The sequence below is a fragment of the Paraburkholderia sp. CI2 genome, assembly GCF_014201055.1.
GTDB classification, from domain to species: domain Bacteria; phylum Pseudomonadota; class Gammaproteobacteria; order Burkholderiales; family Burkholderiaceae; genus Paraburkholderia; species Paraburkholderia tuberum.
Genome location: NZ_JACHDL010000046.1, coordinates 1 through 25288, shown reverse-complemented (window position 1 = coordinate 25288; position 25288 = coordinate 1). Strand labels below are relative to the sequence as shown.

The 25288-nt window shown below is 61.8% G+C and carries 17 protein-coding genes and 1 pseudogene; 16 read left to right on the top strand and 2 right to left on the bottom strand.

Features of this window, described 5'->3' with window-relative positions:
* The first annotated feature begins 293 nt into the window (after positions 1–293).
* Entirely contained in the window at positions 294–1337 is a 1044-nt protein-coding gene (locus tag HDG32_RS35040; protein WP_184074324.1) for a transporter, read from the top strand.
* A gap of 133 nt (positions 1338–1470) precedes the next feature.
* Here the strand turns inward: HDG32_RS35040 and hmpA are convergent, their stop codons facing one another.
* Positions 1471–2652, bottom strand: a complete 1182-nt coding sequence (gene hmpA / locus HDG32_RS35035) for an NO-inducible flavohemoprotein (RefSeq protein WP_184074322.1) — start codon at positions 2650–2652, stop codon at positions 1471–1473.
* 138 nt (positions 2653–2790) lie between these two features.
* Here hmpA and norR point away from each other — a divergent pair, with 138 nt between their 5' ends.
* From norR to HDG32_RS34960, 15 genes and pseudogenes are all read left to right on the top strand, one after another.
* Entirely contained in the window at positions 2791–4386 is a 1596-nt protein-coding gene (gene norR, locus HDG32_RS35030; protein ID WP_184074320.1) for a nitric oxide reductase transcriptional regulator NorR, read from the top strand.
* A 218-nt stretch (positions 4387–4604) separates the two neighbouring features.
* Positions 4605–5447, top strand: a complete 843-nt coding sequence (locus HDG32_RS35025; protein ID WP_184074318.1) for a MaoC family dehydratase N-terminal domain-containing protein — start codon at positions 4605–4607, stop codon at positions 5445–5447.
* Between the two features lie 18 nt (positions 5448–5465).
* Positions 5466–6629, top strand: coding sequence for an acyl-CoA dehydrogenase family protein (locus tag HDG32_RS35020; RefSeq protein WP_090808501.1), 1164 nt, complete (start codon positions 5466–5468; stop codon positions 6627–6629).
* Positions 6630–6645: 16 nt separating this feature from the next.
* Positions 6646–7824, top strand: a complete 1179-nt coding sequence (locus tag HDG32_RS35015; RefSeq protein ID WP_184074316.1) for a CaiB/BaiF CoA-transferase family protein — start codon at positions 6646–6648, stop codon at positions 7822–7824.
* A gap of 15 nt (positions 7825–7839) precedes the next feature.
* Entirely contained in the window at positions 7840–9228 is a 1389-nt protein-coding gene (locus HDG32_RS35010) for an MmgE/PrpD family protein (protein WP_184074314.1), read from the top strand.
* Positions 9225–10043: a CoA ester lyase gene (locus tag HDG32_RS35005; protein WP_184074312.1), complete on the top strand. Its 819-nt coding sequence runs from the start codon at positions 9225–9227 to the stop codon at positions 10041–10043. Before HDG32_RS35010 ends, HDG32_RS35005 begins: the two co-directional genes overlap by 4 nt.
* A 180-nt stretch (positions 10044–10223) precedes the next feature.
* Complete coding sequence (locus HDG32_RS35000) at positions 10224–11843, top strand: glycoside hydrolase family 43 protein (RefSeq protein ID WP_184074310.1); 1620 nt, start codon at positions 10224–10226, stop codon at positions 11841–11843.
* Positions 11844–11891: 48 nt separating this feature from the next.
* Entirely contained in the window at positions 11892–13190 is a 1299-nt protein-coding gene (locus HDG32_RS34995; protein WP_184074308.1) for an MFS transporter, read from the top strand.
* A gap of 43 nt (positions 13191–13233) precedes the next feature.
* Positions 13234–13664 (top strand): annotated as a pseudogene (locus tag HDG32_RS34990) (substrate binding domain-containing protein); the annotation flags it as partial.
* A 298-nt stretch (positions 13665–13962) separates the two neighbouring features.
* On the top strand, positions 13963–15345 hold the full coding sequence (locus tag HDG32_RS34985) for an MFS transporter (RefSeq protein WP_184074306.1): 1383 nt from the start codon (positions 13963–13965) through the stop codon (positions 15343–15345).
* A 114-nt stretch (positions 15346–15459) separates the two neighbouring features.
* Complete coding sequence (locus HDG32_RS34980; protein ID WP_184056529.1) at positions 15460–16371, top strand: LysR family transcriptional regulator; 912 nt, start codon at positions 15460–15462, stop codon at positions 16369–16371.
* A 171-nt stretch (positions 16372–16542) separates the two neighbouring features.
* Positions 16543–18042: an aldehyde dehydrogenase family protein gene (locus tag HDG32_RS34975; protein ID WP_184074304.1), complete on the top strand. Its 1500-nt coding sequence runs from the start codon at positions 16543–16545 to the stop codon at positions 18040–18042.
* Between the two features lie 156 nt (positions 18043–18198).
* A complete protein-coding gene (locus HDG32_RS34970; protein WP_184068948.1) occupies positions 18199–19371 on the top strand; it encodes an FAD-binding oxidoreductase in 1173 nt (390 codons plus the stop codon).
* A 154-nt stretch (positions 19372–19525) separates the two neighbouring features.
* Positions 19526–20734: a PLP-dependent aminotransferase family protein gene (locus tag HDG32_RS34965; RefSeq protein ID WP_184074302.1), complete on the top strand. Its 1209-nt coding sequence runs from the start codon at positions 19526–19528 to the stop codon at positions 20732–20734.
* 634 nt (positions 20735–21368) lie between these two features.
* Positions 21369–22472 carry a YjgN family protein gene (locus HDG32_RS34960; protein ID WP_184074300.1) on the top strand — a complete coding sequence of 368 codons (1104 nt, stop codon included), beginning with the start codon at positions 21369–21371 and terminating at the stop codon, positions 22470–22472.
* A gap of 331 nt (positions 22473–22803) precedes the next feature.
* Here the strand turns inward: HDG32_RS34960 and rpoD are convergent, their stop codons facing one another.
* Positions 22804–24798 (bottom strand): RNA polymerase sigma factor RpoD, encoded by a 1995-nt coding sequence (rpoD, locus tag HDG32_RS34955; protein ID WP_184074298.1) that lies wholly within the window; start codon positions 24796–24798, stop codon positions 22804–22806.
* Between the last annotated feature and the right edge of the window lie 490 nt (positions 24799–25288).

The following is a 25288-nucleotide window of genomic DNA, read 5'->3' as shown; positions in this document are numbered from 1 at the left end:
TCCCACCCCTTCCCATCCCGAACAGGACCGTGAAACGACTCCACGCCGATGATAGTGCGGATTGCCCGTGTGAAAGTAGGTAATCGTCAGGCTCCTCCCCAGTCAGAAACCCCACCCGCCGCGGTGGGGTTTTTGCGTTTACGCGGCCGTCATCGGCAGAGATGACGTTTCGGAGACAATCCAGCCGCCGCAATTCGACAATACGACGCCGGAAAGTGCGCGCGTCAACTCTCTTTCAATTGTTCGCGCTATGCTCACGTATTCCTTTCGGAAGCGCTGGCATCGAACGACCTATGAAATCAGATCTGGCAATGCAAACCTACGGCGCGGATTCGTCGGGTATGGTCTGCGGTTTCCGGTTTTCGCCGACGCTCGCCGGGCGGCCGATCGACGCGGACGAAGTCATCGACTGGTACCGCGAGCGCGAGGACGATGCCGGCACTAGCGCGACGGACGCTGGCGAGTTTCTATGGCTTCACTTCAATCTCGCGCATAGCGCGAGCGAGCGCTGGATGCGCACGCAACTCGATCTGCCCGAAACCTTTTTCGACGCCTTGCGCGAAGGCTCGCATTCGACGCGGATCGAGCATGCGGACGGCGCACTGCGCGCGGTCGTCAACGACGTCATGTTTAACCTCGAATTCATCCCGTCAGAAATCGCGACGCTGTGGATCTACGCACATAAGCGGCTCATCGTGACGGCGCGGCTGAAGCCGCTGCGCTCGGTCGACCGTTTGCGCGCGTCGGTGCGCGAAGGTGAAATATTCAGGTCACCTGCCGAACTGCTAGTTCATCTGATGCGCGACCAGGCCGACCTGCTCGTGCAGATCGTCCGCCGAACCAGTGCCGACGTCGATCGAATCGAGGATCGCTTTCTGTCGCAACGGCAGACGCAAAACCGCCTGGACCTCGGCGCGATGCGTCGCACGCTGACACGCCTGCAACGCATGCTGGCACCCGAACCGGGCGCGATTTTCCGCTTGCTGGCGAGGCCGCCTCGCTGGCTTCATGCGGAAGACGTGCAAGATCTGCGTGAATCGACGGAGGAGTTCTCGGTCGTGCTTTCGGACGTAGCGGGATTGATCGAGCGGGTCAGATTGCTGCAGGAAGAAATCACCTCGCGCCTCGAGGAGCAGAACAACCGGACGCTATTTACGCTGACGCTAGTCACGGTGCTGGTGATGCCGATCAATATCGTCGCCGGTTTCTTCGGCATGAACGTCGGTGGTATTCCGCTCGCCGAGAACAAGCATGGCTTCTGGCTGATGGTGGTGCTGGTCGCCGGCTTTACCGGGCTGACGGGCTGGTGGGCGTTTCGCCGCAGGAGGGAGCGCTAGAAGGCGCGGCAGATTTGGCCCGCTTTTTACGAGGCCAAACTCGCCGGCGTGATCGAAGCCCGAACATGCCCGTCTTCGAATACGCTTCGCAGCGATTCAAAGAGGGCAAGTACTCGTCGATTACTCGAGTGCGTTATCCGAGCGCGGCAGCCGGACCAAAGAACTCATAACGGCTCTGCGATTCCGGCACGCCGATCGCCTTCAGCCCTTTCTTGATCGCCTTCATGAACGCGACGGGCCCGAGGAAATACACGTCGACATCGCGCGTTTCCGGCAACCACTTCTTCAGATTCGCTTCGTCGACGTAACCGACCGCGTGCGCTTCGGCATCGCCATCACGGCGCTCCTCGTAGCAATAGAAGCGCTTCAGTTGCGGATGGCGTGCGGCCAATGCATCGATTGCGCCGCGGAATGCGTGCACGCCACCATGACGGGCCGCGTGAATGAAATGCACCGTACGATTGGTCTTCAGCGCGGCCTCCAGCATCGCCATCGTCGGCGTAATGCCAACACCGCCGCTGATCAGCACCAACGGCTTGTCGCCAGGTTGCAGCGTAAATTCGCCGGACGGCGCGAACAGCTCGAGCGAGTCGCTTTCCTTGATCTGCTCGTGCAGATACTTCGACACGGTGCCATTCGGTTCACGCTTCACGCTGATGCGATATTCGCGGCCATCGCTCATTGCGGACAGCGAATAGTTGCGACGCACTTCTTCGCCGTCGATCACCAGACGCACGCCAATGTACTGACCCGGCTGAAACGCGAGCAATTCGCCGCCGTCATCGGGACGCAGATAGAACGACGTGATCTCGTCGCTTTCACGCATTTTGCGCGCGACGCGGAACAACCGCGTGCCGCGCCAACCGCCGGGCGCTGCTGCGCTTTCGGCGTAGATCTTCTCTTCGAGGCCGATCAGCAGATCGGCGAGTTGTTGATACGCGGCGGCCCACGCTTCGATCACGGCGGCGGTTGCGACGTCCGCGCCGAGTACCTCGCGAATCGCGCGCAGCAGACACTTGCCGACGATCGGATAGTGCTCAGGCTGCACGTTCAGCGACACGTGCTTGTTGATGATCTGCGCGACTAGCCCGCCCAACTGCTCGAGCTGATCGATATGGCGCGCATACATCAGCACGCCGTTGGCCAACGCGCGCGGTTGCGCGCCGCTTGCCTGATTGGCTTGATTGAACATCGGGCGCACTTCCGGATGCTCGCTGAGCATCAGATTGTAGAAGTGCGTGGTGAGCGCCTCGCCGCCGCTTTCCAGGAGCGGCACGGTTGCTTTGATGATGGCGCGGTGTTCGGCGGATAGCATGTTTTTAAGTCCTGGTGAGAGTCTGGGTGAGCGTCTGCCTATCAGCGAATGTCACAGCCGGTTTCGGCAGACTGCCTCTGCTATCCACGATTCGTGCCAGGTATAAAATGCATTTAGATCAACGATCTGGCAATTAAGATGGTTCATTCGACCCTAGTCGAAAAGACCCAATCCGCAGTCGATCTGACTACAGGGGCGGTCCTCGATGTTCTTACCCCGCTGATTCTCGACCTGTCGCGCGAGCTGTCCGAGCGCGAGCGTTATCGGCGGCTGCTCAGCGCGCTGCGCTCGCTATTTCCGGGCGACGCGGCCGCTCTGCTACGCCTCGAAGGCGATACGCTGGTGCCGCTCGCCATCGACGGCTTGAGCAGCGATACGCTCGGGCGGCGTTTTCGCGTCGCCGAGCATCCGCGCTTTCAGGAGCTGCTGGCCCAGCCAGGGCCGACGCGCTTCGCCGCCGACTCCGATTTGCCCGATCCCTACGATGGCCTCGTGCAAGGCATGGCGCCCGGGCACCTCGAAGTGCACGACTGTCTGGGGTGCCCGCTGTTCATCCGCGGCGAGCCTTGGGGCTTGCTCACGCTCGACGCACTCGACCCGGCGCGCTTCGACACACTCGACATGGCCTCGCTGCAGGCGTTTCTCGGCCTCGCGGCCGCGACCGTGAGCGTCGTCGAACGCATCGACGCGTTGGCGCGCAATGGCGAGGAGGCGCAGCGCCGCGCGGAAGCGTATCGGCTGGCGAGCAGCGAGAGCCGGCGCGAGCTGATCGGCAGCAGCGACGCGCATCGCCGCATGATCAAGGAGATCGAGGTGGTGGCCGCCAGCGATCTGACCGTGCTCGTCACCGGCGAGACCGGCGTCGGCAAGGAACTTGTCGCCAATGCGATCCACGCGCTGTCGCCGCGCGCGAACAAGCCGCTGATCAGCCTGAACTGCGCGGCGTTGCCCGATACGCTCGTCGAGAGCGAACTGTTCGGGCACGTGCGCGGCGCGTTTTCGGGAGCCTCGGCGGATCGACGCGGCAAGTTCGAACTCGCGGACGGCGGCACCATTTTCCTCGACGAAGTCGGTGAGTTGCCCCTCGCGGTGCAGGCAAAGCTGTTGCGCGTGCTGCAGAACGGCCAGTTGCAGCGCATCGGCTCGGACCACGAACACAGAGTCGACGTGCGGCTCATCGCCGCAACCAATCGCGACCTCGCCGAAGAATTGCGCGCGGGCCGCTTTCGCGCCGACCTCTATCATCGCCTCAGCGTGTATCCGCTGCGCGTGTCGCCGTTGCGCGAGCGTGGCCGCGACGTGCTACTGCTGGCGGGCTTCTTCCTCGAAGACAATCGCTCCCGGCTCGGTTTGCTGAGCCTGCGTCTTGCGGCTGACGCACAGGCCGCATTGCTGCACTACTCATGGCCCGGCAATGTGCGCGAACTGGAGCATCTGATCGGACGCAGCGCGCTGAAGGCGTTGGCGGCCAATCGTGAGCGCCGCCGTATTCTGACGTTGACGGCCGCGGACTTCGCGTTGTCGGACGCACAAGATCATGAAGCCAATCAAATCGCCACGCAGAGCGAGGAAAGCGAGACGAAAGACTTTCGCAGCGCGGTCACCGAGTTCGAACGCAATCTCGTTCTCGAAGCGCTGATCCGCAACAGGCAGAACTGGGCCGCGGTCGCGCGCGAGCTGGGGCTGGACCGGGCGAATCTGAATCGGCTGGCTAAACGGCTCGGGCTCAAATGAGCGAACAGGCGCAGGGGTGCCGTCGCGGCCCGGCACTAAGGTCAAGCCACATCGAATCGCCGATCGCGCTGACAACAGATCGTCAGCGCCGCTCGCTGGGCTCAACGTCTTAACGAAAAACAAAGGCCCGCTTCGGAAAATCGAACTTCGCGGAACGCAGCGCGTCGGTCATAGTGGGCCCTAACGAGGACCATCACACTGAATCTGGAGACTCCGTCATGTCCGCTGCCCCAGAGAAACTCGACGATTGGCTCAACAAGCAGGCGGTGGCCGAAGACGACATCACCGCGTTTCCATTGAAGGCGCTTGCCGCCACGCTCGATCGCGAGGAAAGCGGTAACACCGTACCGCCGTTGTGGCACTGGCTGTACTTTCTGCCGGTTGCGCCGCTCTCCGAAGTCGGCCCCGACGGACATCCGAAGCGTGGCGATTTTCTGCCGCCCGTGCCACTGCCGCGCCGCATGTGGGCTGGCGGCCGGCTCACGTTTCATGCGCCGCTGAAGATCGGCGAGCATGCGCGGCGCACGTCGACGATCGCCAATATCGAGGACAAGACCGGCCGCTCGGGCCGCCTCGTGTTCGTCACCGTGCAACATACGATCGAAGTCGATGGCGAGTTGAAGCTCGAAGAGGAGCACGACATCGTCTATCGCGACGCGCCGCAGGAGGGCGCGCGGCCGCAACAGCCGGCGCCCGCGCCCGAAGACGAAACATGGCGCCGCACGATCGACGCCGATGCCGTGATGCTGTTGCGCTACTCGGCGCTGACTTTCAACGGCCATCGCATTCACTACGACCATCCTTATGTCACGCAGGTCGAAGGCTATCCGGGCCTCGTCGTGCATGGCCCGCTGATCGCGACGCTGCTGGTCGATCTCGTGCGCCGAGAACTGCCGCAAGCGACACTGCAAAGCTTCGCGTTTCGCGCGCTTCGCCCCACGTTCGCGGACCAGCCGTTCACGGTATGCGGCAAGCCCGCCGCCGACGGCAAGACCATCGACCTGTGGGCGAAGGACCACGAAGGTTATCTGACCATGCGCGCGACCGCCGCGCTCGCCTGAATTCCGCGAGACTCGACTATGCAAACCACGCAACACGATTCGTTCCAGGACATTCGCGAGGCCGTGCGCGATCTGTGTCAGCAGTTTTCCGGCGAGTACTTTCGCAAGATCGACGAGGCGCGCGGCTATCCGGAAGAGTTCGTCGACGCGCTGACGAAGGCCGGCTGGCTCGCCGCGCTGATTCCGCAGGACTTCGGCGGCTCGGGGCTCGGGCTCACGGAAGCGTCGGTGATCATGGAGGAGATCAATCGCGCGGGCGGCAACTCGGGCGCGTGCCACGGGCAGATGTACAACATGGGCACGCTGCTGCGGCACGGTTCGGAAGAACAGAAGCGCAGGTATCTGCCGAAGATCGCGAACGGCGACCTGCGTTTGCAATCGATGGGCGTGACCGAGCCGACCACCGGCACCGATACGACGAAGATCAAGACGACCGCAGAGCGGCGCGGTGACCGTTACGTGATCAACGGTCAGAAGGTGTGGATCTCGCGCGTGCAACACTCGGACCTGATGATTCTGCTCGCACGCACCACTTCGCTCGCGGACGTGAAGAGGAAATCAGAGGGCATGTCGATCTTCATCGTCGATCTGCGCGAGGCGATCGGTCATGGCCTGACGGTGCAGCCGATTCTGAACATGGTCAATCACGAGACCAACGAGCTCTTTTTCGACAACCTCGAAATTCCGGCCGAGAATCTGATCGGCGAGGAAGGGCAAGGCTTCAAATACATTCTCGATGGCCTGAACGCGGAGCGCACGCTGATCGCCGCGGAATGCATCGGTGACGGTTACTGGTTTGTCGATAAAGTCACCGAATACGCGAAGGAGCGCGTCGTGTTCGGCCGGCCGATCGGACAGAACCAGGGCGTGCAGTTTCCGATCGCGCGCTCGTTCATCAACGTCGAGGCGGCGAGCCTGATGCGCTTCGAAGCGGCACGTCGTTTCGACGCACATCAACCGTGCGGTGCGCAGGCGAATATGGCGAAGCTGCTCGCGGCGGATGCGTCGTGGGAAGCGGCCAATGCGTGCCTGCAATTTCACGGCGGCTTCGGCTTCGCGTGCGAGTACGACGTCGAGCGCAAGTTTCGTGAAACGCGTCTGTATCAAGTCGCGCCGATATCGACCAATCTGATTCTCTCGTACGTGGCCGAGCATATCCTCGGGCTGCCGCGTTCGTTCTGACCCGCTGGCGGACATCATGAGACCACTCGACGGTATCAAGGTCATCACGCTCGAACACGCGATTGCCGCGCCGTTCTGCACGCGTCAACTGGCCGATCTCGGGGCGCGCGTGATCAAGATCGAACGGCCCGGCGTCGGCGATTTCGCGCGCGGCTATGACGAACGTGTGCATGGGCTGTCGTCGCACTTCGTGTGGACCAATCGCTCGAAGGAGAGTCTTTCGCTCGACCTGAAGCAGCCCGCGGCGGCCGAGATTCTCGATGCGTTGGTTGCCGATGCCGACGTGCTCGTGCAGAACCTCGCGCCAGGCGCGGCCGAACGGCTTGGCCTCGGTTATGACACATTGAGCCACAAGTATCCGAAGTTGATCGTCTGCGATATTTCCGGCTACGGCGCGGACGGTCCGTATCGCGACAAGAAGGCGTACGACCTGCTGATTCAAAGCGAGTCCGGCTTCCTGTCGATCACCGGTTCGCCCGGCTCGCCAGCGAAAGCGGGCTGTTCGATCGCCGATATCGCGGCGGGCATGTACGCGTATTCGAACATCCTGAGCGCGCTGTTGCAGCGTGGACGCACAGGGCGCGGTTGCCGCATCGATGTATCGATGCTCGAGAGCATGGTCGAGTGGATGGGTTATCCGCTCTACTACGCGATCGACGGTCAGTCGCAGCCCGCGCTTGCGGGCGCCGCGCATGCAACGATCTATCCTTATGGCCCGTTTCCCGCTGGCGACGGCAAGACGGTCATGCTTGGCCTGCAGAACGAACGCGAATGGAAGCTGTTCTGCGAGCGCGTGCTCGAACAGCCTGAACTGGCAACCGACGAACGCTTTGCATCGAACTCGAAACGTACTGCGGCGCGCGACGCCCTGCGCGAGGTGATCGTCGCGGCGTTTGCGAAGCAGAGCGCGGCGCACGTGATCGATCGACTCGATGAGGCAGGCATCGCGAACGCGCAGATGAATACGCTCGCCGATGTGTGGGCGCATCCGCAACTGAAGGCGCGCGAGCGCTGGCAGGAAGTCGGCACGGCAACGGGGACGATACCCGCATTGCGGCCGCCCGGTCTGCCTTCCGACCTCGAGCCGCGAATGGACCCTGTGCCCACGCTTGGTCAACATACGGAAGCAATTCTGCGTGAGCTTGGCTACGACAATGGGCGTATCGACGCGCTGCGCGCGGCGGGCACGATCTGATTCGGTAACGACCCCATGAACGACCATCCCAGTCTCACGCTTGCTACTTTCGCGGCGCAACTCGACTTCGACCGCATCCCGCACGAGGTCGTCGAGCGTACCGTCAACCTGTACGTCGATTGGCTCGGCTCGGCGCTGGCCGGCAAGGGTGCGCGCCCGGTCGAGACGATCGCGCGGTTCGCACGCGCGGCAGCCGGGGCGACGAACGAGGGCCTCTGCGAGGTGCTGATCGACCGCGGTCGCACCACGCCGTATTTCGCCGCAATGATCAACGGCGCGGCATCGCATTTCGCCGAACAGGACGATGTGCACAATGGCTCGGTGTTTCATCCGGCGACCGTGGTGTTTCCGGTTGCGCTCGCGTTGGCACAGGCAAAGCGAGCGTCGGGGCGCGACTTCATCGCGGCGGCGGTGGCGGGATACGAGGTCGGCATTCGCATCGGCGAATTTCTCGGGCGCTCGCACTACAAGGTGTTTCACACTACGGGCACGGTCGGCACGGTCGCGGCAGCGGCAACGGCAGGACGCTTGCTGGGTTTGTTGCCGTCCCAAATGCTCGATGCGTTCGGCTCGGCGGGCACGCAGGCGAGCGGCCTATGGGAATTTCTGCGCGACGCCGCCGACTCGAAGCAACTGCACACCGCGATGGCCGCCGCGAACGGCCTGATGGCCGCGCAACTCGCCGCCGACGGCCTCAAGGGCGCGACGCACATTCTCGAAGGCGCCCAGGGCATGGCCGCCGGCATGTCGAGCGACGCCGATCCGGCGCGCCTTGTCGATCGGCTTGGCAGCCGCTGGGCGACCGCGGAGACGTCGTTCAAGTATCACGCGGCGTGCCGCCATACGCATCCGGCCGCCGATGCGCTGCTCGCCGTCGTGCAGACGCATCGTTTCGCGCCGCGCGACATCGCGAAGGTCGTCGCGCACGTGCATCAAGGCGCGATCGATGTGCTCGGTCCCGTGGTCGCGCCGCGCAGCGTACATCAGGCGAAGTTCAACATGGGCACAGTGCTTGGGCTGGTCGCGCATCACGGCTATGCCGGCGTGACCGAATTCGAGCAGGGTTTCGACGCGAGCGAGATCGCCGCGTTTCGCGACAAGGTCACAATGGCGCTCGACGCTGAAGTCGACGCCGCTTATCCCGCACGCTGGATCGGCAAGGTCACGGTGACGACGACCGACGGCCGCGTGTTCGATGGGCGTGTCGATGAGCCGAAGGGCGATCCAGGCAATACCTTGTCGCGCGACGAGATTGCGACGAAGCTGCATCGGCTGGCGGCGTTTTCGGGTGCGGCTAGCGAACAGGAGGCGGCGCAACTGCTTCGCCGCGCATGGCGTATTGCCGAAGAGAAGCAGATTGGCTCGGTATTCGATGCAACTTCGCGCACGATGGTGGCCGCATGAGCGCATTGCCCCGGTCGTATCTGTTCGTGCCTGGGAATCGGCCTGAGCGGTTTGACAAGGCCTATGCGGCCGGCGCGGATGCGGTGATTCTCGATCTGGAAGACGCGGTGCAGCCGGATCAGAAGGTGCCGGCGCGTGCGGCGGTTGTGGCCGCGGTGTCGGCTAACGCATCGCGGGCCGCCTGGGTGCGTATCAATGGCTCGGATACGCCATGGTTTCCAGATGACGTTGCGGCGCTCGTTGGGCAGACCGGCGTGGCCGGAATCGTGCTGCCGAAGGCTGAGACGCGCGAACAGATCAACGCGGTTCTGGCGAACGCGCATCCGGCGTTGAGCGTGCTGCCGATTGTCGAGACTGCGCGCGGGTTCGCGAATCTTGCGGAGTTGTGCAGCGCGCCGCGCGTGCTGCGTATCGTCTTCGGTACGCTGGATTTTCAGATCGATCTCGGCATCGATGGGGATGGCGAGGAGTTGCATCTGTTTCGCTCGCAGATCGTGCTTGCGTCGAGGCTGGCTGGCATTGGTGCGCCGGTGGATGGCGTGTCGACGACCATTACCGATGCTGATGCGGTGCAAGCTGATGCGCGGCGCGGCCGGCGGTTCGGTTTCGGCGGCAAGCTTTGCATTCATCCGAAGCAGATCGAGCCGGTGCATCGCGCGTATGCATGGAGTGACGCCGAGGTGGAGTGGGCGCAACGGGTGCTTGCGGCTGTCGAGGCGAGCCATGGCGCCGCGGTTGCCGTGGATGGGAGGATGGTCGATATGCCGGTGATTCTGCGGGCGCGGAGGGTTGTGGGCGATTCCGAAAGCTTCTGACAATGCGGTTTTCCGTCGCCCCTTCATAGCAGGATTCCCATCGTCGCACTTGAATAGTTAGCAGGTCACATGCTAGGTAAAATTGGTATCGGTAACACATTTCGACGGAAAGTTTCGGTGTCGCAACGTTGTCGATAAAGAAGATCTGTTCCTCTCAGCACGTCAAACAATACCCTCCCGATGAGTACTATTCAGAATCCAGTTCTGCGCGGCTTCAACCCGGATCCTTGTGTGTGCCGTGGCAAGGATGCGTGGTATATCGCGGTTTCAACGTTTGAATGGTATCCGGGCGTTCTCATTTACGAATCAAAAGATTTCGTCAACTGGGAACTCAAGGCCACGCCTCTCGACAGGCTATCGCAATTGAATCTGATCGGAGAGCAGCCGTCCGCAGGCATATGGGCGCCAGCCCTCTCCTATCGCGACGGTCTTTATTGGCTCGTCTATACCGACACCAAGGCATGGAAAGGCGAGCAGAAGATCTCCCCGCTTCGTGACATGCACAACTACCTCGTAACCGCCCCGGACATCACCGGACCCTGGTCGGAGCCCGTGCATCTCGTGTCCGGTGGATACGATCCATCCCTGTTCCACGACGAATCTGGCAAAAAGTGGCTCGCCTATATCCGGCGCGATTTCAGAGGTATCTACGAAGACCTGTTCGTCGGAATCGTTCTGCGGGAATACTCGGTGCAGGAGGAAAAGCTGATCGGCGAAGAGCACGTCATCTATAAAGGCGCCAACCTGAAGACTGATTACTTCATGAAATGTCAGATCTACGAGGCTCCGCATTTGCTGAAGAAGGGAGACTGGTACTACCTGATCACAGCGGAGGGGGGCACAGGCTATACACATGCAACGTGTGTATCCAGGTCCCGCGACATTTTCGGTCCATACGAGCTTCATCCTGATACGCCGATGCTCACGTCGCGCGACGCGAATGGACGGATTCAGCGGACCGGCCACGGCAATCTGGTCGAGGGTCCCAACGGCCAGTGGTACATGACGTACCTCGGATCGAGACCAATCGATGCGCACACGAAGCGCTCGCCGCTAGGCCGTGAAACCTGTGTCGCACCTATCGAATGGCATGCCGACTGGCCCCGCCTCGCCAGTGGCGGAGTGGTTCCCGCCGAATCTTTTGCGATCGGCTCGGATATCGAGCAAAGGCTCGACAGCAGTTGGACGATCGATTTCGGACAATGTGCCGCGCTGCCCCTGGAACTGCAGAGTCTGCGCATCCCCATCGGCGACGACTGGTGCAATCTTCACGAACGTCCGGGCTATCTGCGGATAAGGGGGCAAGAGTCGCCGACTTCGCGGTTCCATCAAAGCTTGTTGGCCTGTCGCATCCGAGACTGGCAGTTCGAAGTCGAAACCGCGCTGGAATTTTCACCCAAGTCATATCTGCACATGGCTGGGCTCATGGCGCGTTACGACGAGAACACCTTCTACTATCTGTTCGTCACGCGCGACGACGACGGCACAAAAATCCTGTCCTACATGGAAATGGATGCCGGCAGCTTCGCCTACAGCAATCGACTGGCGACGCTGCCCGAGGCTACCGGGATCGACCTGCGGATTCGCGTCGTGGACGCGAAACTGCGCTTCTTCTATCGCTTGACGCACGGTGACTGGAAGGACCTTGAACTGGAAAAGGATTTCACGAAACTCAGCGATGAATATGCAACCCCCATCGGCTTCACGGGGGCATTCGCAGGTATCACCGTCAACGACATGCTGGGCTTTCGCGAGCCTGCCGATTTCAAGTCGTTTTCGTACCACCAATTGATCGGATAAAGCTCGGATTTCGTGTCATCGCTGTCATTTAATAATAAGGAAGATCTCATGCGTTTTCGTTGGAGACATCGCTACCTCGTGCTGCTTATCTTGTTCGCAATCTATCTGCTCTGTTACATGGACAGAATGATCATGGCAGCGGCTATTCCATTCATTGCGTCCGAGTTTCATCTGTCCGCGATGGAAATGGGTGGAATCCTGAGCGCGTTCTTCTTTAGCTACGCGCTATGTCAGATCCCGGCTGGCCTGCTTGCAGACAGATTCGGTCCGCGGCTGATGACGACGATCGGCATCACCTGGTGGACGATTTTCACCGCGCTTACCGGACTGTGCAATTCGCTCGGCTTGATGCTGGTGGTGCGGGTCGCGTTCGGCATCGGCGAAGCGCTCTTTCCTCCCGCCGCGTTCAAGACACTGTCGGCTTGGTTCCCAAAGCGCGAAGTGGGACGGGCAACCGGGCTGATGATGACCACTAATGCGCTGGGACCCGCATTGGCGCCGCTGTTCGTGGCGGCCGTGATGGCCGCGTGGGGATGGCGCGCGATTTTCACGAGTCTGTTCATACCCGGTGTCGCGATGGCCGTATTCGGCTGGATCTATATCAGAAACAGCCCGAAAGACAGCAAGCACGTTTCGAAGATCGAATTGGAGGAAATCGGTACCAGCGAAAAGTCTTTGTCTGCCTCTGCCGGCAAAGCGGATTTTGCTGGTTTGGTGAAAACGCCGCTGGTCTGGTGGTGCTTCGTCACCTTGTTCGTTTTCAGCATCGCCTCGTGGGGCATCATGAGCTGGTTCCCGACGTATCTGCTGAAAGCGCGCGGCCTTTCGACGGCCAGAATGGGCATGATGGCGTCGGTGCCATTTCTCGTCGGCACGATTGCCTATTGCATCACGGGATTTCTTTCCGACAAGTTCTTCCGCAATCGTCGCGAATTGCTCGTCGTCCTCGGCTGCGTCGTGGCCGCCATCTTTGCCTATCTGACGGCCCATGCGGAGACCGCGGAAACGGCGGTGTTCTTTCAGACGATCGGCTACTTCTTCTCAACCATGGCCGGCTGTTCGCTCTACACCATCCCGAACGTCGCGCTGCCGAACAAGGTCGTCGGGTCGGCAATCGGCTTTGTCAATGCGGCGGGTCAGCTGGCAGGATTTCTTTCCCCGCTGATCGTCGGTTACATCCTGACCAGGACGAATGACGACTTCAATGTCGTATTCCACCTCTTCGTCGGCTGCTTTTTGTTGGCTTCGATTTCCGCCTGGTTCATCAATGCGAGGACGGACCTCAGCGACTCTGTCACGCGGAGCGCCGGCGCAGAAGTGCCCGTGCAGAACCGGACAGCGGGATAAATGGCGCGACGGGGCTTGAGCCGGCGATAATTCCGGCTCAGTCACCGGCTTTGGGCAACGACTCGATCAGTTCATGGATGCGCATCCTGAACTCGAAATCGAGTTCATCGCGCGCGACCATTTCGACGATCTCGTTCTCGAGGGCTTTGACCTCGCGCTGCGGTTCGGCGAGCCGAGGACATCGACTCTCGTCGCACGCAAGCTGCTCGACCCGACCGTGGTGACGGTCGCCGCGCCGTCGTACATCGCGCGACGGGGACGGCCGGCAAAGCCGGAAGATCTCGAAGGCCCGAGCCACCGATGCCTGGAATTCCGTAATTCGGAGACAGGAAAGAGGGGCGGTTGATCAATCTCTTTCCCGACTGGACTGACGAGCGCTATCCCCTCTACGCGTGCTATTGGTCACGGCATCACATGCCGGCGAAGACGCGTGCCTTTTTGGACTTCGTTGTCGAGTTGGCGAACGCTCACTAGCGAGCGGCCGTTACACAAACGGCTTGCATTAATCGACCTCGACGCGGTTCCGCCCTTCGGGTATGCAAATCGCTTTTTTGCCATTCCCTTAATCAAACCGGAACACTCACCTCCAAAAAGCCCAATTCCCACCCCACGTCACCTGTCGCACTCTTGAAGCCAACGGCCCTGCACGATCCGACAACGGCCGTTCAGCGCTCTGCCCCGAGCCGCCGCATCGAACGAAGGCGGCCTCGCAGAACTGTTCCGCGCTCGCGTCTCTCGCCCGCGCGCAGCCTTAAAAGACAGGAGACACAATTTGCCAGCCCCCATCAACTCCGGCGCACGCCTCGACCGCCTGCCGATCACCCGCTTCCACTGGAACATCCTCGGCCTGATCGGCGCGGGTGCTTTCCTCGACGCCTTCGACATCTATCTCGCCAACGGCGCGCTCGCGGCGATGGTCAAAACCGGCTTCACCGATCTCCGCCTCGGCTCGTTCTTCATCTCCGCGACCTTCATGGGCATGATGATCGGCGCGGGGCTGGCAGGCTATCTCGGCGACCGCTTCGGTCGACGCTATTCGTATCAGGCCAATCTCGCGATCTTCGGCATCGCATCGCTCGCCGCCTGCTTCGCGCCGAACATCTACTGGCTGATCCTGCTGCGCTTCGTCATGGGCATTGGCCTTGGCGCCGAACTCGTGGTCGCGGCCGGCACGCTGTGCGAGTTCGTGCCACCCGCCACACGCGGCCGCTGGACCGCGCTGCTCGCGCTGATCATCAACTCCGGTCTGCTCGGCGCGACCGCAGTCGGCTATTGGGTAATTCCACATCTCGGCTGGCGCTACATGTTCGCGATCGCGGGGGTTGGCGCGATGGTCGTGTGGTTCCTGCGGCATCGGATGCCGGAGTCGCCGCGCTGGCTCGAAACGGTCGGCCGGCTCGAAGAGGCGGAGGCCACCGTCTCGGCAATCGAGCGACAGGTCGAGGCGCGTGTCGGCAAGCTGCCGCCGGTTTCGCGCGTGGTCAGTCACGAGGTGCCGGCCGCGCCGTTCTCGGCGCTGTTCGCGCGCGGCATGATCGGCCGCACGCTGGTCGCCGCGCTGACCTGCATGGCGATCAACATGTCGCTGTACGGTTTCGTCGCGTGGCTGCCGACGTTCTTCGTCAGGGAAGGCCTGACCATCGTGCAGTCGCTCGGCTTCGTGCTGCTGATGTCGTTCGGTGCGCCGGCCGGCGCTGTCGTCGGTTATCTCGTGACGGACCGCCTGGGGCGACGCAACGGCATCGTGCTGTTCTCGCTTGCAACGATCGTGCTCGGCTTCGTCTACGTGCAGATGCGCGCGCCAGTGCCGATCGCGGTCGTCGGTTTCGCGCTCGTCACGACGATCTACACGGTCTGCACGCTCGGCCTGTTCGGCTATATCCCCGAGCTGTTTCCGACCGCGCATCGCTTGCGCGGCACCGGCGTGGCCGGCACGTGCGGCCGCGCGGCGTCGATGTCGACGCCCTACGTCGCGCTGCTGCTCTACACGGAGTTCGGCGTGACGGGTGTGCTGACGATGGTCGGTGGCGTGCTGTTGTTGCTGAGTATCGCGATTCTCGCGCTGCGCATCGAAACGAGTCAGCAGACGCTCGAAGAGATTTCGCCCGATGCCGAGCTGATACCGCAAGCGGAGATGATGCGAGAGTCGGCTTAAGCCGTGCGCGCATCAAGGTGATCTGTCGATTCGGATCTTTCCCAAGCTAAATTTTCACTTCACCCGGTTAAGATGAAAGTTTGCTTTGCGCATGCTTCGCTAGCAGCTTTCATCATGCACTTCGATTTCGTCGATTTACGCCTGCTCCTGCATATCGCCGACACGCGCAACCTCGCGCGTGCTGCGGAGCGTTCGCACCTGTCGGCGCCGGCCGCCAGCAACCGGGTCAAGAATCTCGAGGAGCAGCTCGGCATCAAGCTGCTCTATCGAACCAGCCAGGGCGTGACGCCGACACCCGCGGGCGAAGCCTTCGTGCATCACGCGCGGCTCGTGCTCGAACGCGTCGAGCATCTGGCCGGCGACATGCAGGAGTATGGCGAGGGCATCAAGGGCCACGTGCGCATCTGGGCCAACACGACCGCGATCAGCGAGTTTCTGCCGGCCGTGCTGAGCCGTTTCCTGCGCGATCACCCGGACGTGAACATCGATCTGCGCGAAGTGCTGAGCGGCGAGATCGTCAAGGGCGTCGCCGACAGCGCGACCGATATCGGCATCGTCGCGGGCAATGTGCATGCCGAGCATCTGCAGATGCTGCCATATCGCGACGATCGGCTCGTGCTGGTTACGTCGTGCGAGCATCCGTTCGCGAGACAAGCGTCGGTCGATTTCTCGCAGGTGCTGAACGCGAACTTCGTGAGCCTGCCGACGTCGAGCGCGATTCACGCGTTCATCACGAGTGCCGCCGATGCGCTCGGCGCGCGTCTCAAACTTCGCATCCAGGTCGGCAACTTCGAGGCTGCGTGCCGGATGATCGAGGCGGGTGTCGGAATCGGCATCGTGCCGGAGTCGGTCGCGCTGCGGCACAGAAAGACGATGCAGATCGCGATCGTCGGCCTGAACGATCCGTGGGCCGTGCGCAAGCTGAAGATCTGCGTGCGCAGTCTGAAGGACTTGCCGCCGTTCGCGCGTGTGCTGGTCGACCGGTTGATGGCGGTGCTGGAGGAGGATGGCGGGCCAGATGCTTGACGCGCGGGCGTGACACCCGCCCGAAGTCTGACGATGTTTCCTTCTGGAAACAGCGCCCCCCTTTTGTCAACCGGTATTTCACTCCCCAAGCATCTTCTTGCCGCCACAAAAACCCGCGTGTATAGTTTCCGAACTTACTCTTGTTTCGTATCGGAAATTAAAGGGGTTCACATGGACGCGTCCACTATCCTCGCGGATCTCGGCATTGCCCAAGCCGCGCAAGCCGGCGATATCGCCGTACATTCGCCGATCACCGGCGAGCTCATCGGCCGTGCGGCCAGCCAGACGGCGGTCGAGGTCGACGCGGCGCTCGCCCGGGCCAAAGACGCGTTTGCCGTGTGGCGTAACGTGCCGGCGCCGCGCCGCGGCGAGCTGGTGCGGCTGCTCGGCAATCGGCTGCGCGAACAGAAGCAGGCGCTTGGCAGCCTCGTGTCGCTGGAGACGGGCAAGATCCTGCAGGAAGGCATGGGCGAAGTGCAGGAAATGATCGACATCTGCGATTTCGCGGTCGGTCTGTCGCGTCAGCTGTACGGTTTGACGATCGCGTCCGAGCGCCCGGGTCATCGGATGGCGGAGTCGTGGCATCCGCTCGGCACCTGCGTCGTGATCTCGGCGTTCAATTTCCCGGTGGCGGTCTGGTCATGGAATGCGGCGCTCGCGCTGGTGTGCGGCAACGCGGTGATCTGGAAGCCGTCGGAAAAGACGCCGCTCTCGGCGCTGGCCGTGAACAGGATTCTCGAAGACGCGCTGAAGGAATTCGGCGACGCGCCAGCCGGCCTGGCCGCATTGATCAACGGCGGGCGCGACGTGGGCGAAAAGCTCGTGGCCGATCCGCGCGCGTCGATCGTCAGCGCGACGGGCAGCACGGAAATGGGTCGCAAGGTTGGCGTCGAAGTGGCGAAGCGCTTCGGCCGCTCGCTGCTCGAACTCGGTGGCAACAACGCCGGCATCGTCACGCAGACGGCCGACCATGAACTCGCGATGCGCGGCATCCTGTTCTCGGCGGTCGGTACGGCCGGTCAGCGCTGCACGTCGCTGCGGCGTCTGTTCGTGCACGACAGCGTGTACGAGAAGACCGTCGAGCGTCTGAAGCAGCTGTATAGCCGCGTGCCGATCGGCAATCCGCTCGAAAAGGGCACGCTGATGGGGCCGCTGATCGACCGTCAATCGTTCGACCGCATGCAGGAAGCGCTGCAGCAGGCGAAGGCCGAGGGCGGCAAGGTGTTCGGCGGCGAGCGAGTCGAAGTGAAGGGTTATGAGGGCGGTTACTACGTGCGTCCGGCCATTGTCGAGATGCCGTCGCAAACGTCGGTCGTGCTGAAGGAAACGTTCGCGCCAATTCTGTACGTGCTGCGCTATGCCGATTTCGCCGCTGCGGTCGAGGCGAACAATGCAGCGCATCACGGCTTGTCGTCGTGCGTGTTCACGAGCGACCTGCGCGAAGCGGAACGCTTCCTGTCCGCGTCGGGCAGCGACTGCGGCATCGCGAACGTCAACATCGGACCGAGCGGCGCGGAGATCGGCGGTGCGTTTGGCGGCGAAAAGGAAACGGGCGGCGGGCGCGAGTCGGGTTCGGATGCATGGAAGGCTTATATGCGTCGCGCGACCAATACCGTGAACTACTCGTCGGCGTTGCCGCTTGCGCAGGGTATCGACTTCAATGTCGACTGAGCGCGCAAGTGTGAGGTCGTAAACGATGGCGGCGCATCGCGTTGATGCCGGTGCGCCGCCGTCGCCGTCCGGTGCGCCACAGCCGCGCGTTCCAGATAGCAATCCGTTTGCGCTGCCCGGCGTTCCGGAGCGGCCACGTTACTCGTGGAGTAAGACGTGAGTTCGAAAGTCGTGATCGTCGGCGGTGGGGTGATCGGCAGTTCGATTGCGTATTTCTTGCGGCTGTCCGATCCGACAGTCGGCGTCACGGTAATCGAGCGCGATCCGACCTATGCGCGTTCGTCGTCGGCCTTGTCGGCGGCGTCGATCCGGCAGCAGTTTTCTACGCCGCTTTCCATTCAGATGTCGCTGTTCGGCATCGAGTTTCTTCGCTCGATCGGCGAGCGGCTCGAAGTCGACGGCACCCGGCCCTCGATCGATCTGCACGAAGGCGGCTACCTGTTTCTCGCGACACCTGCCGGTGAAGCGACGCTGCGCGAGAATCACGCGCTGCAAAAAAGCCTCGGCGCAGATATCAGCCTGCTCGACACGCATGGCTTGCAAACGCGCTTCCCTTGGCTCAATACCGACGACCTCGTTGCCGGCGCTTATGGCGAAAGCGGCGAGGGCTGGTTCGACGGCTACGGTTTAGTACAGGCGCTGCGCAAGAAAGCGCAGGCGCTCGGCGCGCGCTATGTCGCGGCAGACGTCACCGCGCTGCATCGCGAGGGCAATCGCGTCACGCAGGTGCAAACCGCGGACGGTGAGACCTATGCTTGCGACGTCGTCGTCAACGCGGCCGGCGCATGGTCGCGCAAGGTCGCACAGATGGTCGGCATCGATCTGCCCGTCTATGCGCGGCGGCGCAGTATCTTCAACGTCACGTCGCCGGCAAAGCTTGAGCGCTGTCCGCTGCTGATCGATCCGAGCGGCGTGTACTTCCGGCCTGAAGGCAATTCGTATATCTGCGGCACGTCGCCGTCGGCCGATAACGATCCCGACGATCTACCGCTCGATGAAGTCGATCACGTGCTATTCGACGACGTGATCTGGCCGACGCTCGCCAATCGCGTGCCGCAATTCGAGGCGCTGCGCGTGCAGAACTGCTGGTCCGGCTATTACGAATACAACGTGCTCGATCAGAACGCGATCATTGGCCATCACCCGGATATCGATAACTGCATTTTCGCGAACGGCTTTAGCGGCCACGGTTTGCAGCAAGGGCCGGCAACCGGACGCGGCATCAGCGAATTGATTCTGCATGGCCGCTATGCGACGCTCGATCTCAGTTCACTAAGCTTTACGCGCGTGCTCGAAAACCGGCCGATCATCGAAAAGAACGTGGTGTAGCGCCTTATATGGCTCGATGCGCGGGTCATGCGAAAAACGCAATAAGTAGTGGGTAGATATCGTTTGCCGCAGATCCCGCCGATGGCCACAATCGACGTCGATTGTCTTCGACATCCCAATCGATATCACACGCAAGGCAGGCGGCCTCGTCATCATGTTCTCGTTCAATTTCGCATTCGAAGCCCCGAGCGGCTCGCCGATCCGCGAGCTGTTCAAATACCTCGCGCGGCCCGGCATGATCTCGTTTGCCGGCGGCTATCCGGCGAGCGATCTGTTCGACCGTGCAGGACTCGATGCCGCGGCCGCGCGCGCCTCGCAACAGCCGACGCTGTGTCTGCAATATGGCCCGACCGATGGCATCGCGATCCTCAAGGAACAGCTCGCGCAGCTGATGGCACGGCGCGGCACGCCATGCGCGCCAACAGACCTGCTGGTGACGACCGGTTCGCAACAAGGATTCGATCTGTTGCTGCGCGTGATGGTCGCGCCCGGCGACGTCGTGCTCGTCGAGCAGCCCGCGTATCCGGCCACTTTGCAGGCGCTGAAGCTGCAACAGGCCGACGTCGTCACGGTGCCCGTCGATCAACACGGCCTCGACGTGGCGAAGCTCGCCGCGGTGCTCGAGACGGGCACGCTGCGTCGCGCTCCCAAGCTGCTGTACACGGTGCCGACGTTCGCGAATCCGACCGGCGCGACGCTATCGCTCGAACGTCGAATCGCATTGTTGAAACTGGCGGCGCGTTATCGGTTCGTGATCGTCGAAGACGATCCGTATGGGGATCTGCGTTTCGATGGCACGGCAGTGCCTTCGCTTTTCGCATTGAGCGAGCAGGTGCCCGGTTCACGCGACTGGGTCGTGCATTTATCGAGTTTGTCGAAGATCGTCGCGCCGGGTTTGCGTGTCGGCTGGATGATCGCGCACGCGGAGATCGTGCGGCGATGCGTGGTCGCCAAGCAGACCGTCGATCTATGCAGCGCGCCCTGGACCCAGGCGATTGCCGCCGAGTACCTCGCGAGCGGCGGGTTGGAGCGGCATCTGCCGCGCATTGTCGATGCGTATTCCGTCAAATGCCGCGCGCTATGCGATGCGCTCGACACGCATCTCGCGCGGCACATCGCATTTCATCGTCCGGCCGGCGGCATGTTCGTGTGGGCGCGTCTGAACGCGGCACGCGATGCGTCCGACTATCTGCGCGTGTGCATCGAACAGAACGTGATGTTCGTCCCGGGTGTCGCGTTTTACAAGGACGCGGCCGATAGAGCTGCGCTGCGCCTGTCGTTTGCCGCGCCGGGTGTGGAGGAGATTGAAACTGGCGTGCACCGAATGAACCGCGCGCTCGAGCAGTACTTCGACGAGCAATAAAATCCTGATTGCATCAACACAATCAGTGGAGTGCGGCAGATTACCCGGCGAGCATCTAATGTGCAGCCGGGTTTTTTTATCCAAATGCCAAAAATTGTGGCGCTTTAACAGAATCCACCGCATTCCTTATTAATCGCGAATCGCGAATCGCGTTGAGTTCGAATACGCAATCGTTTTCGTCTGCGCGTGCCTTCTATGAGACCGACCGTGGCAAGCCGCAGATGAGGCCGCCCGGGATTGCCACGTCGAACGGCGCGTACGCGCGAGTGGACCCTCAAATGATTGCCCCCAAATGAAATCGTTATTGCACGCCTTAATTTCAAGATTATGCAATTCGAATAAATTCGGACGTTGCCAAATCTTGTAATGGAAGTGGTCGATTTATATGCGGAAATGCCATTTATAAAGATAAGAAACCGTGTAATTATCGTGTTTGCCGGCCGGTTTCCGGTTTGCGTGATTCCCGGAATGTCTGAAAGACAGGTTTTACACGGGTTCGCGCCACACGAGGCGGCTTTCGCACGGGAAAGCATCGTCGCCCGTCGCGTTCGCCCATGCATGCCGCATATGAGTGCCGCACGAGAATGCGTGAGTGGGCCACAAAAACGTTAAATGAGGAAAAGGGGGCAACGCAATGAATTCACTCGACGAGAAGCGGCCGCTGCTGATCTACGACGGCACGCTCGGCGACCTCTACGGCATCTTTTTCAGAAACCTTGTGCTGCAAATCGTGACGCTCGGTATTTACCGCTTCTGGGCGACCACGAACAACCGCCGATATGTCTGGTCGCGCATGCGGTTTCAGGACCAGCGCTTCGAGTACACGGGCACCGGGGGCGAGCTATTCAAGGGCTTTCTGCTCGCGATCGTGGTCGTGTTCAGCGCGGTGTTCGCGGCTGGCGCGCTAAGCGTGGTCTTGCGCATGCTGACGAAAAGCGCGGCACTCGGTTCGCTGCCTGTCATCGCGTTGTATCTGCTGATCGTCGTGCTCGCGGCGGGTGCGTTTTTCGGCGCGCAGCGCTATCGGCTGAGCCGGACGCAGTGGTGCGGTATTCGCGGCGGCATGACCGGCTCGGCGCTCGGCTTCGGCGTGCGCGCGTTGCTGTACGCGCTGTTGTGCGTTGTCACGCTTGGCCAGATGACGCCGTGGACATCGATGCGTCTAATGGAGTGCCGCATCAACGCGAGCAGCTTCGGTAGCCTGGCATTTCGCTTCAAGGGGCGCGCGTGGGTCGTCTACGGTCTGTTCCTCGTTACGTTCGTCGGCGTGGTCGTGTTGTTCGCGGTGCTGTTCATGGTGTTTCTGAAGGGCGCTCTCGCATCGATGCATGTCGGCCACGTGCCGGGAGCGAGTACGGCGCCGTCGCGGGCCGCGCTCGGATCGCTGTTTTTGTTTTATGCGCTGTTCTCCATCGGCACGATGCTGATCCGCGGCTTCTACGTCGCCGCGCTGACGCGCCACGTGATGGGCAATACGTCGCTCGGCTCGCAATTGCATTTCGGCAGTAACGTCAGCGTGGCGCGTCTGCTCAGTTTGCAGTGCGGCAACCTTGCGATCATCGTGTTCACGCTCGGCCTTGGGGCGCCAATCGTGCTGCATCGGCTGATGCGCTTTGCCGTCGACACGCTGCAGGTTTCCGGCTACCTCGATCCGCCTATGCTGGGGCAAAGCACCGTGGCGGCGCCGCTGACTGGCGAGGGCATGCTGAATCTGCTCGATCATGGTGGCGCCTTCTGAGATTGGACTCGCGTTGAGAGCGCGGCAATGGGCGGGGGGCGCACGATGTGCGGCAAGTAATGGGACACGCGACTCATCTCAGGCGCGAGCGCGAAACGCAGTACGCTCAATGAGTTAGCGCAGTCATGCGCAGGTTGTCCACAAGCTTGTTCCCAAAATCTGTGGACAACAGGGCGGGAAGCGAAGCGGAGAACTTGCGCCTGAAAAATTGTGGAAAGGTACAGCACAAAAGCAAACAGCGGGACTCACCGTCGACCGGTTCATCCCGCTGCTTGTGTATGACGATGTGGGCGGCTTGCCGTGCAGCGCGCACGGCAAGCGTGGCAAACGATTATCGGTCGAGGAACGACTTCAGACGGTCCGCGCGGCTCGGATGCATGAGCTTGCGCATCGCCTTGCTCTCGATCTGGCGGATCCGCTCGCGGGTCACGTCGAACTGCTTGCCCACTTCTTCAAGCGTGTGATCCGACTTCGTGTTGATGCCGTAGCGCATGCGCAGCACCTTCGCCTCGCGCGGGGACAGAGAGTCGAGCGCGTCGTCGATCGCGGCACGCAGGTCGGCCTGCATCGCGGCATCCGCCGGCGACGATACGCCAGCGTCTTCGATCATGTCGCCCAGCGTCGCATCGCCGTCGTCGCCGACCGGCGTTTCGAGCGATACGGGTTGCTTCGCGATCTTCAGAATGCCGCGTACCTTCTCTTCCGACAGTTCCATGCGTTCCGCGAGCACCGCAGGATGCGCTTCCTGGCCGGTCTGCTGCAGGATCTCGCGCGAAATGCGGTTCAGCTTGTTGATCGTTTCGATCATGTGCACCGGCACGCGGATCGTGCGCGCCTGATCGGCGAGCGAACGAGTGACGGCCTGACGGACCCACCACGTCGCGTACGTCGAAAACTTCCAGCCACGACGGTATTCGAACTTGTCCACGGCCTTCATCAGACCGATGTTGCCTTCCTGGATCAGGTCGAGGAACAGCATGCCGCGGTTCACGTACTTCTTCGCGATCGAGATCACGAGACGCAGGTTCGCCTCGATCATCTCGCTCTTGGCCTTGCGCATCTTCGATTCGGCCGCGACCATCTGGCGGTTGATTTCTTTCAGATGCTTGAGCGGCAGCGATACCGTCGCTTCGATGTCGATCAGCTTCTGCTGTTCGGACTGGATGGCTGGCAGGTGACGCTCGAGCGCCGCACCATAGGTCGACGCGCCGGTGCGCGCGGCACGCTCGGTCCAGCCGAGGTCGGCCTCGCTACCCGCGAACGTTTCGATGAACTTCTCGCGCGGCATGCCGGCCTTCGAGACGACGATCTGCAAAATGTTGCGTTCGATCGCGCGCACTTGCGCGACCTGGCGCTGCACGTCGCCGCACAGACGGTCGATCGTGCGTGCGGTGAAGCGGATCTTCGCGAGGTGCTGCTGAATGTCTTCGCGTGCGCGCAGATAGGCCTTCGACGTGACGTCGCCGCGCGCGTGCGACGCGTTCATCTGGTCGTACAGAATGCCGACCTGGGCGAAGATTTCGAGGCAGTCGCTCGTGAGCTGCTTCAGGCGAGCTTCGTCCGCCGCCGACGAATCTTCCGGACCGACGTCGTCGTCTTCTTGGTCTTCGCTGTCTTCGTCGGCGTCGCTGTCTTCATCGGCATCCGTGTCGGCGCTCGCGACTTCTTCCGCGGCGGCCGTCTCTTCATTCAGGCCGTCGACGAGTTCGTCGATGCGCAGCTCGCCGTCGACAACCTGCTGCGCGCTCGCGAGGATCGCGGAGATCGCGAGCGGGCACGCGGCGATCGCCTGCACCATTTCGTGCAGGCCGTCTTCGATGCGCTTCGCAATCGCGATTTCGCCTGCGCGGGTGAGCAGCTCGGTCGCGCCCATTTCGCGCATGTACATACGCACGGGGTCGGTGGTGCGGCCGAACTCGGAGTCGACGGTCGACAGCGCGACTTCGGTTTCCTCGTCCGCCTGGTCGTCCGACACCACGGCGGGGGAATTCGAGTTGAGCAGCAGCGTTTCCGCGTCCGGGGCCTGCTCGTAGACCTGCACGCCCATGTCGCTGAACGCGCTGACGATGCTGTCGATCGCGGCGGTTGCGGTGAAGTTGTCGGGCAGGTGGTCGTTGATCTGCGCGTGGGTCAGGTAGCCTTGCTCTTTACCCAGCTGGATCAGTGCGCGCATCAGGCGCTGGCGTTCTTCGGCTTGTTGCGGCAGCAGCTCGGCTGCCACGGGAATCGCTTTGCCGGCGCCCTTGCCTTTGGCCGAACGGCCGGACGGAACTTTGGCAGTGAAGGCGGTGTCGTGTTGCGAATCTTCGCGATCAAAAGGGTTCACGTAATTTCCTCTAGAGGCTTCGCTATGAGACGCAAGACGCTACCGTCAGGCGTTTCGAGCAGGGCTCAGCATCACCTGATGTGACTCAACGCGGTTGTTGGGCTGTGCTCTGGGGAGCAAAAAAGATGAGCCCGCTCGAAGCGGGCCGATGGACATGCGAAATTTTGCGCGGCTCGCATTATATACGAGCTTGGGGGTTCGCGCTCGTGGGTGCACATCAAATCATCGTCGCTGTTGTCGCAGGCATTGCGTGAGGCTACGCAGGTGCATAGTCCGTGGCCATGCGCGCGACCTAACCTAGATAGGGGCGAGTTGCTCCTTGCGCAAGGGGGCTTCATGTCGTTTTCCTGTATATGGAGTCGTATCCTCGCATGCTGTCCCCAAAAGAAATTCGCAGAAGGGTATTGACGTGTTGTCGACCGCTCTCCATAATCTCGTTTCTCTGCTGCAGACGCAGCGACGCAAACGAAGCGGTGCCGGGTAGTGGTGG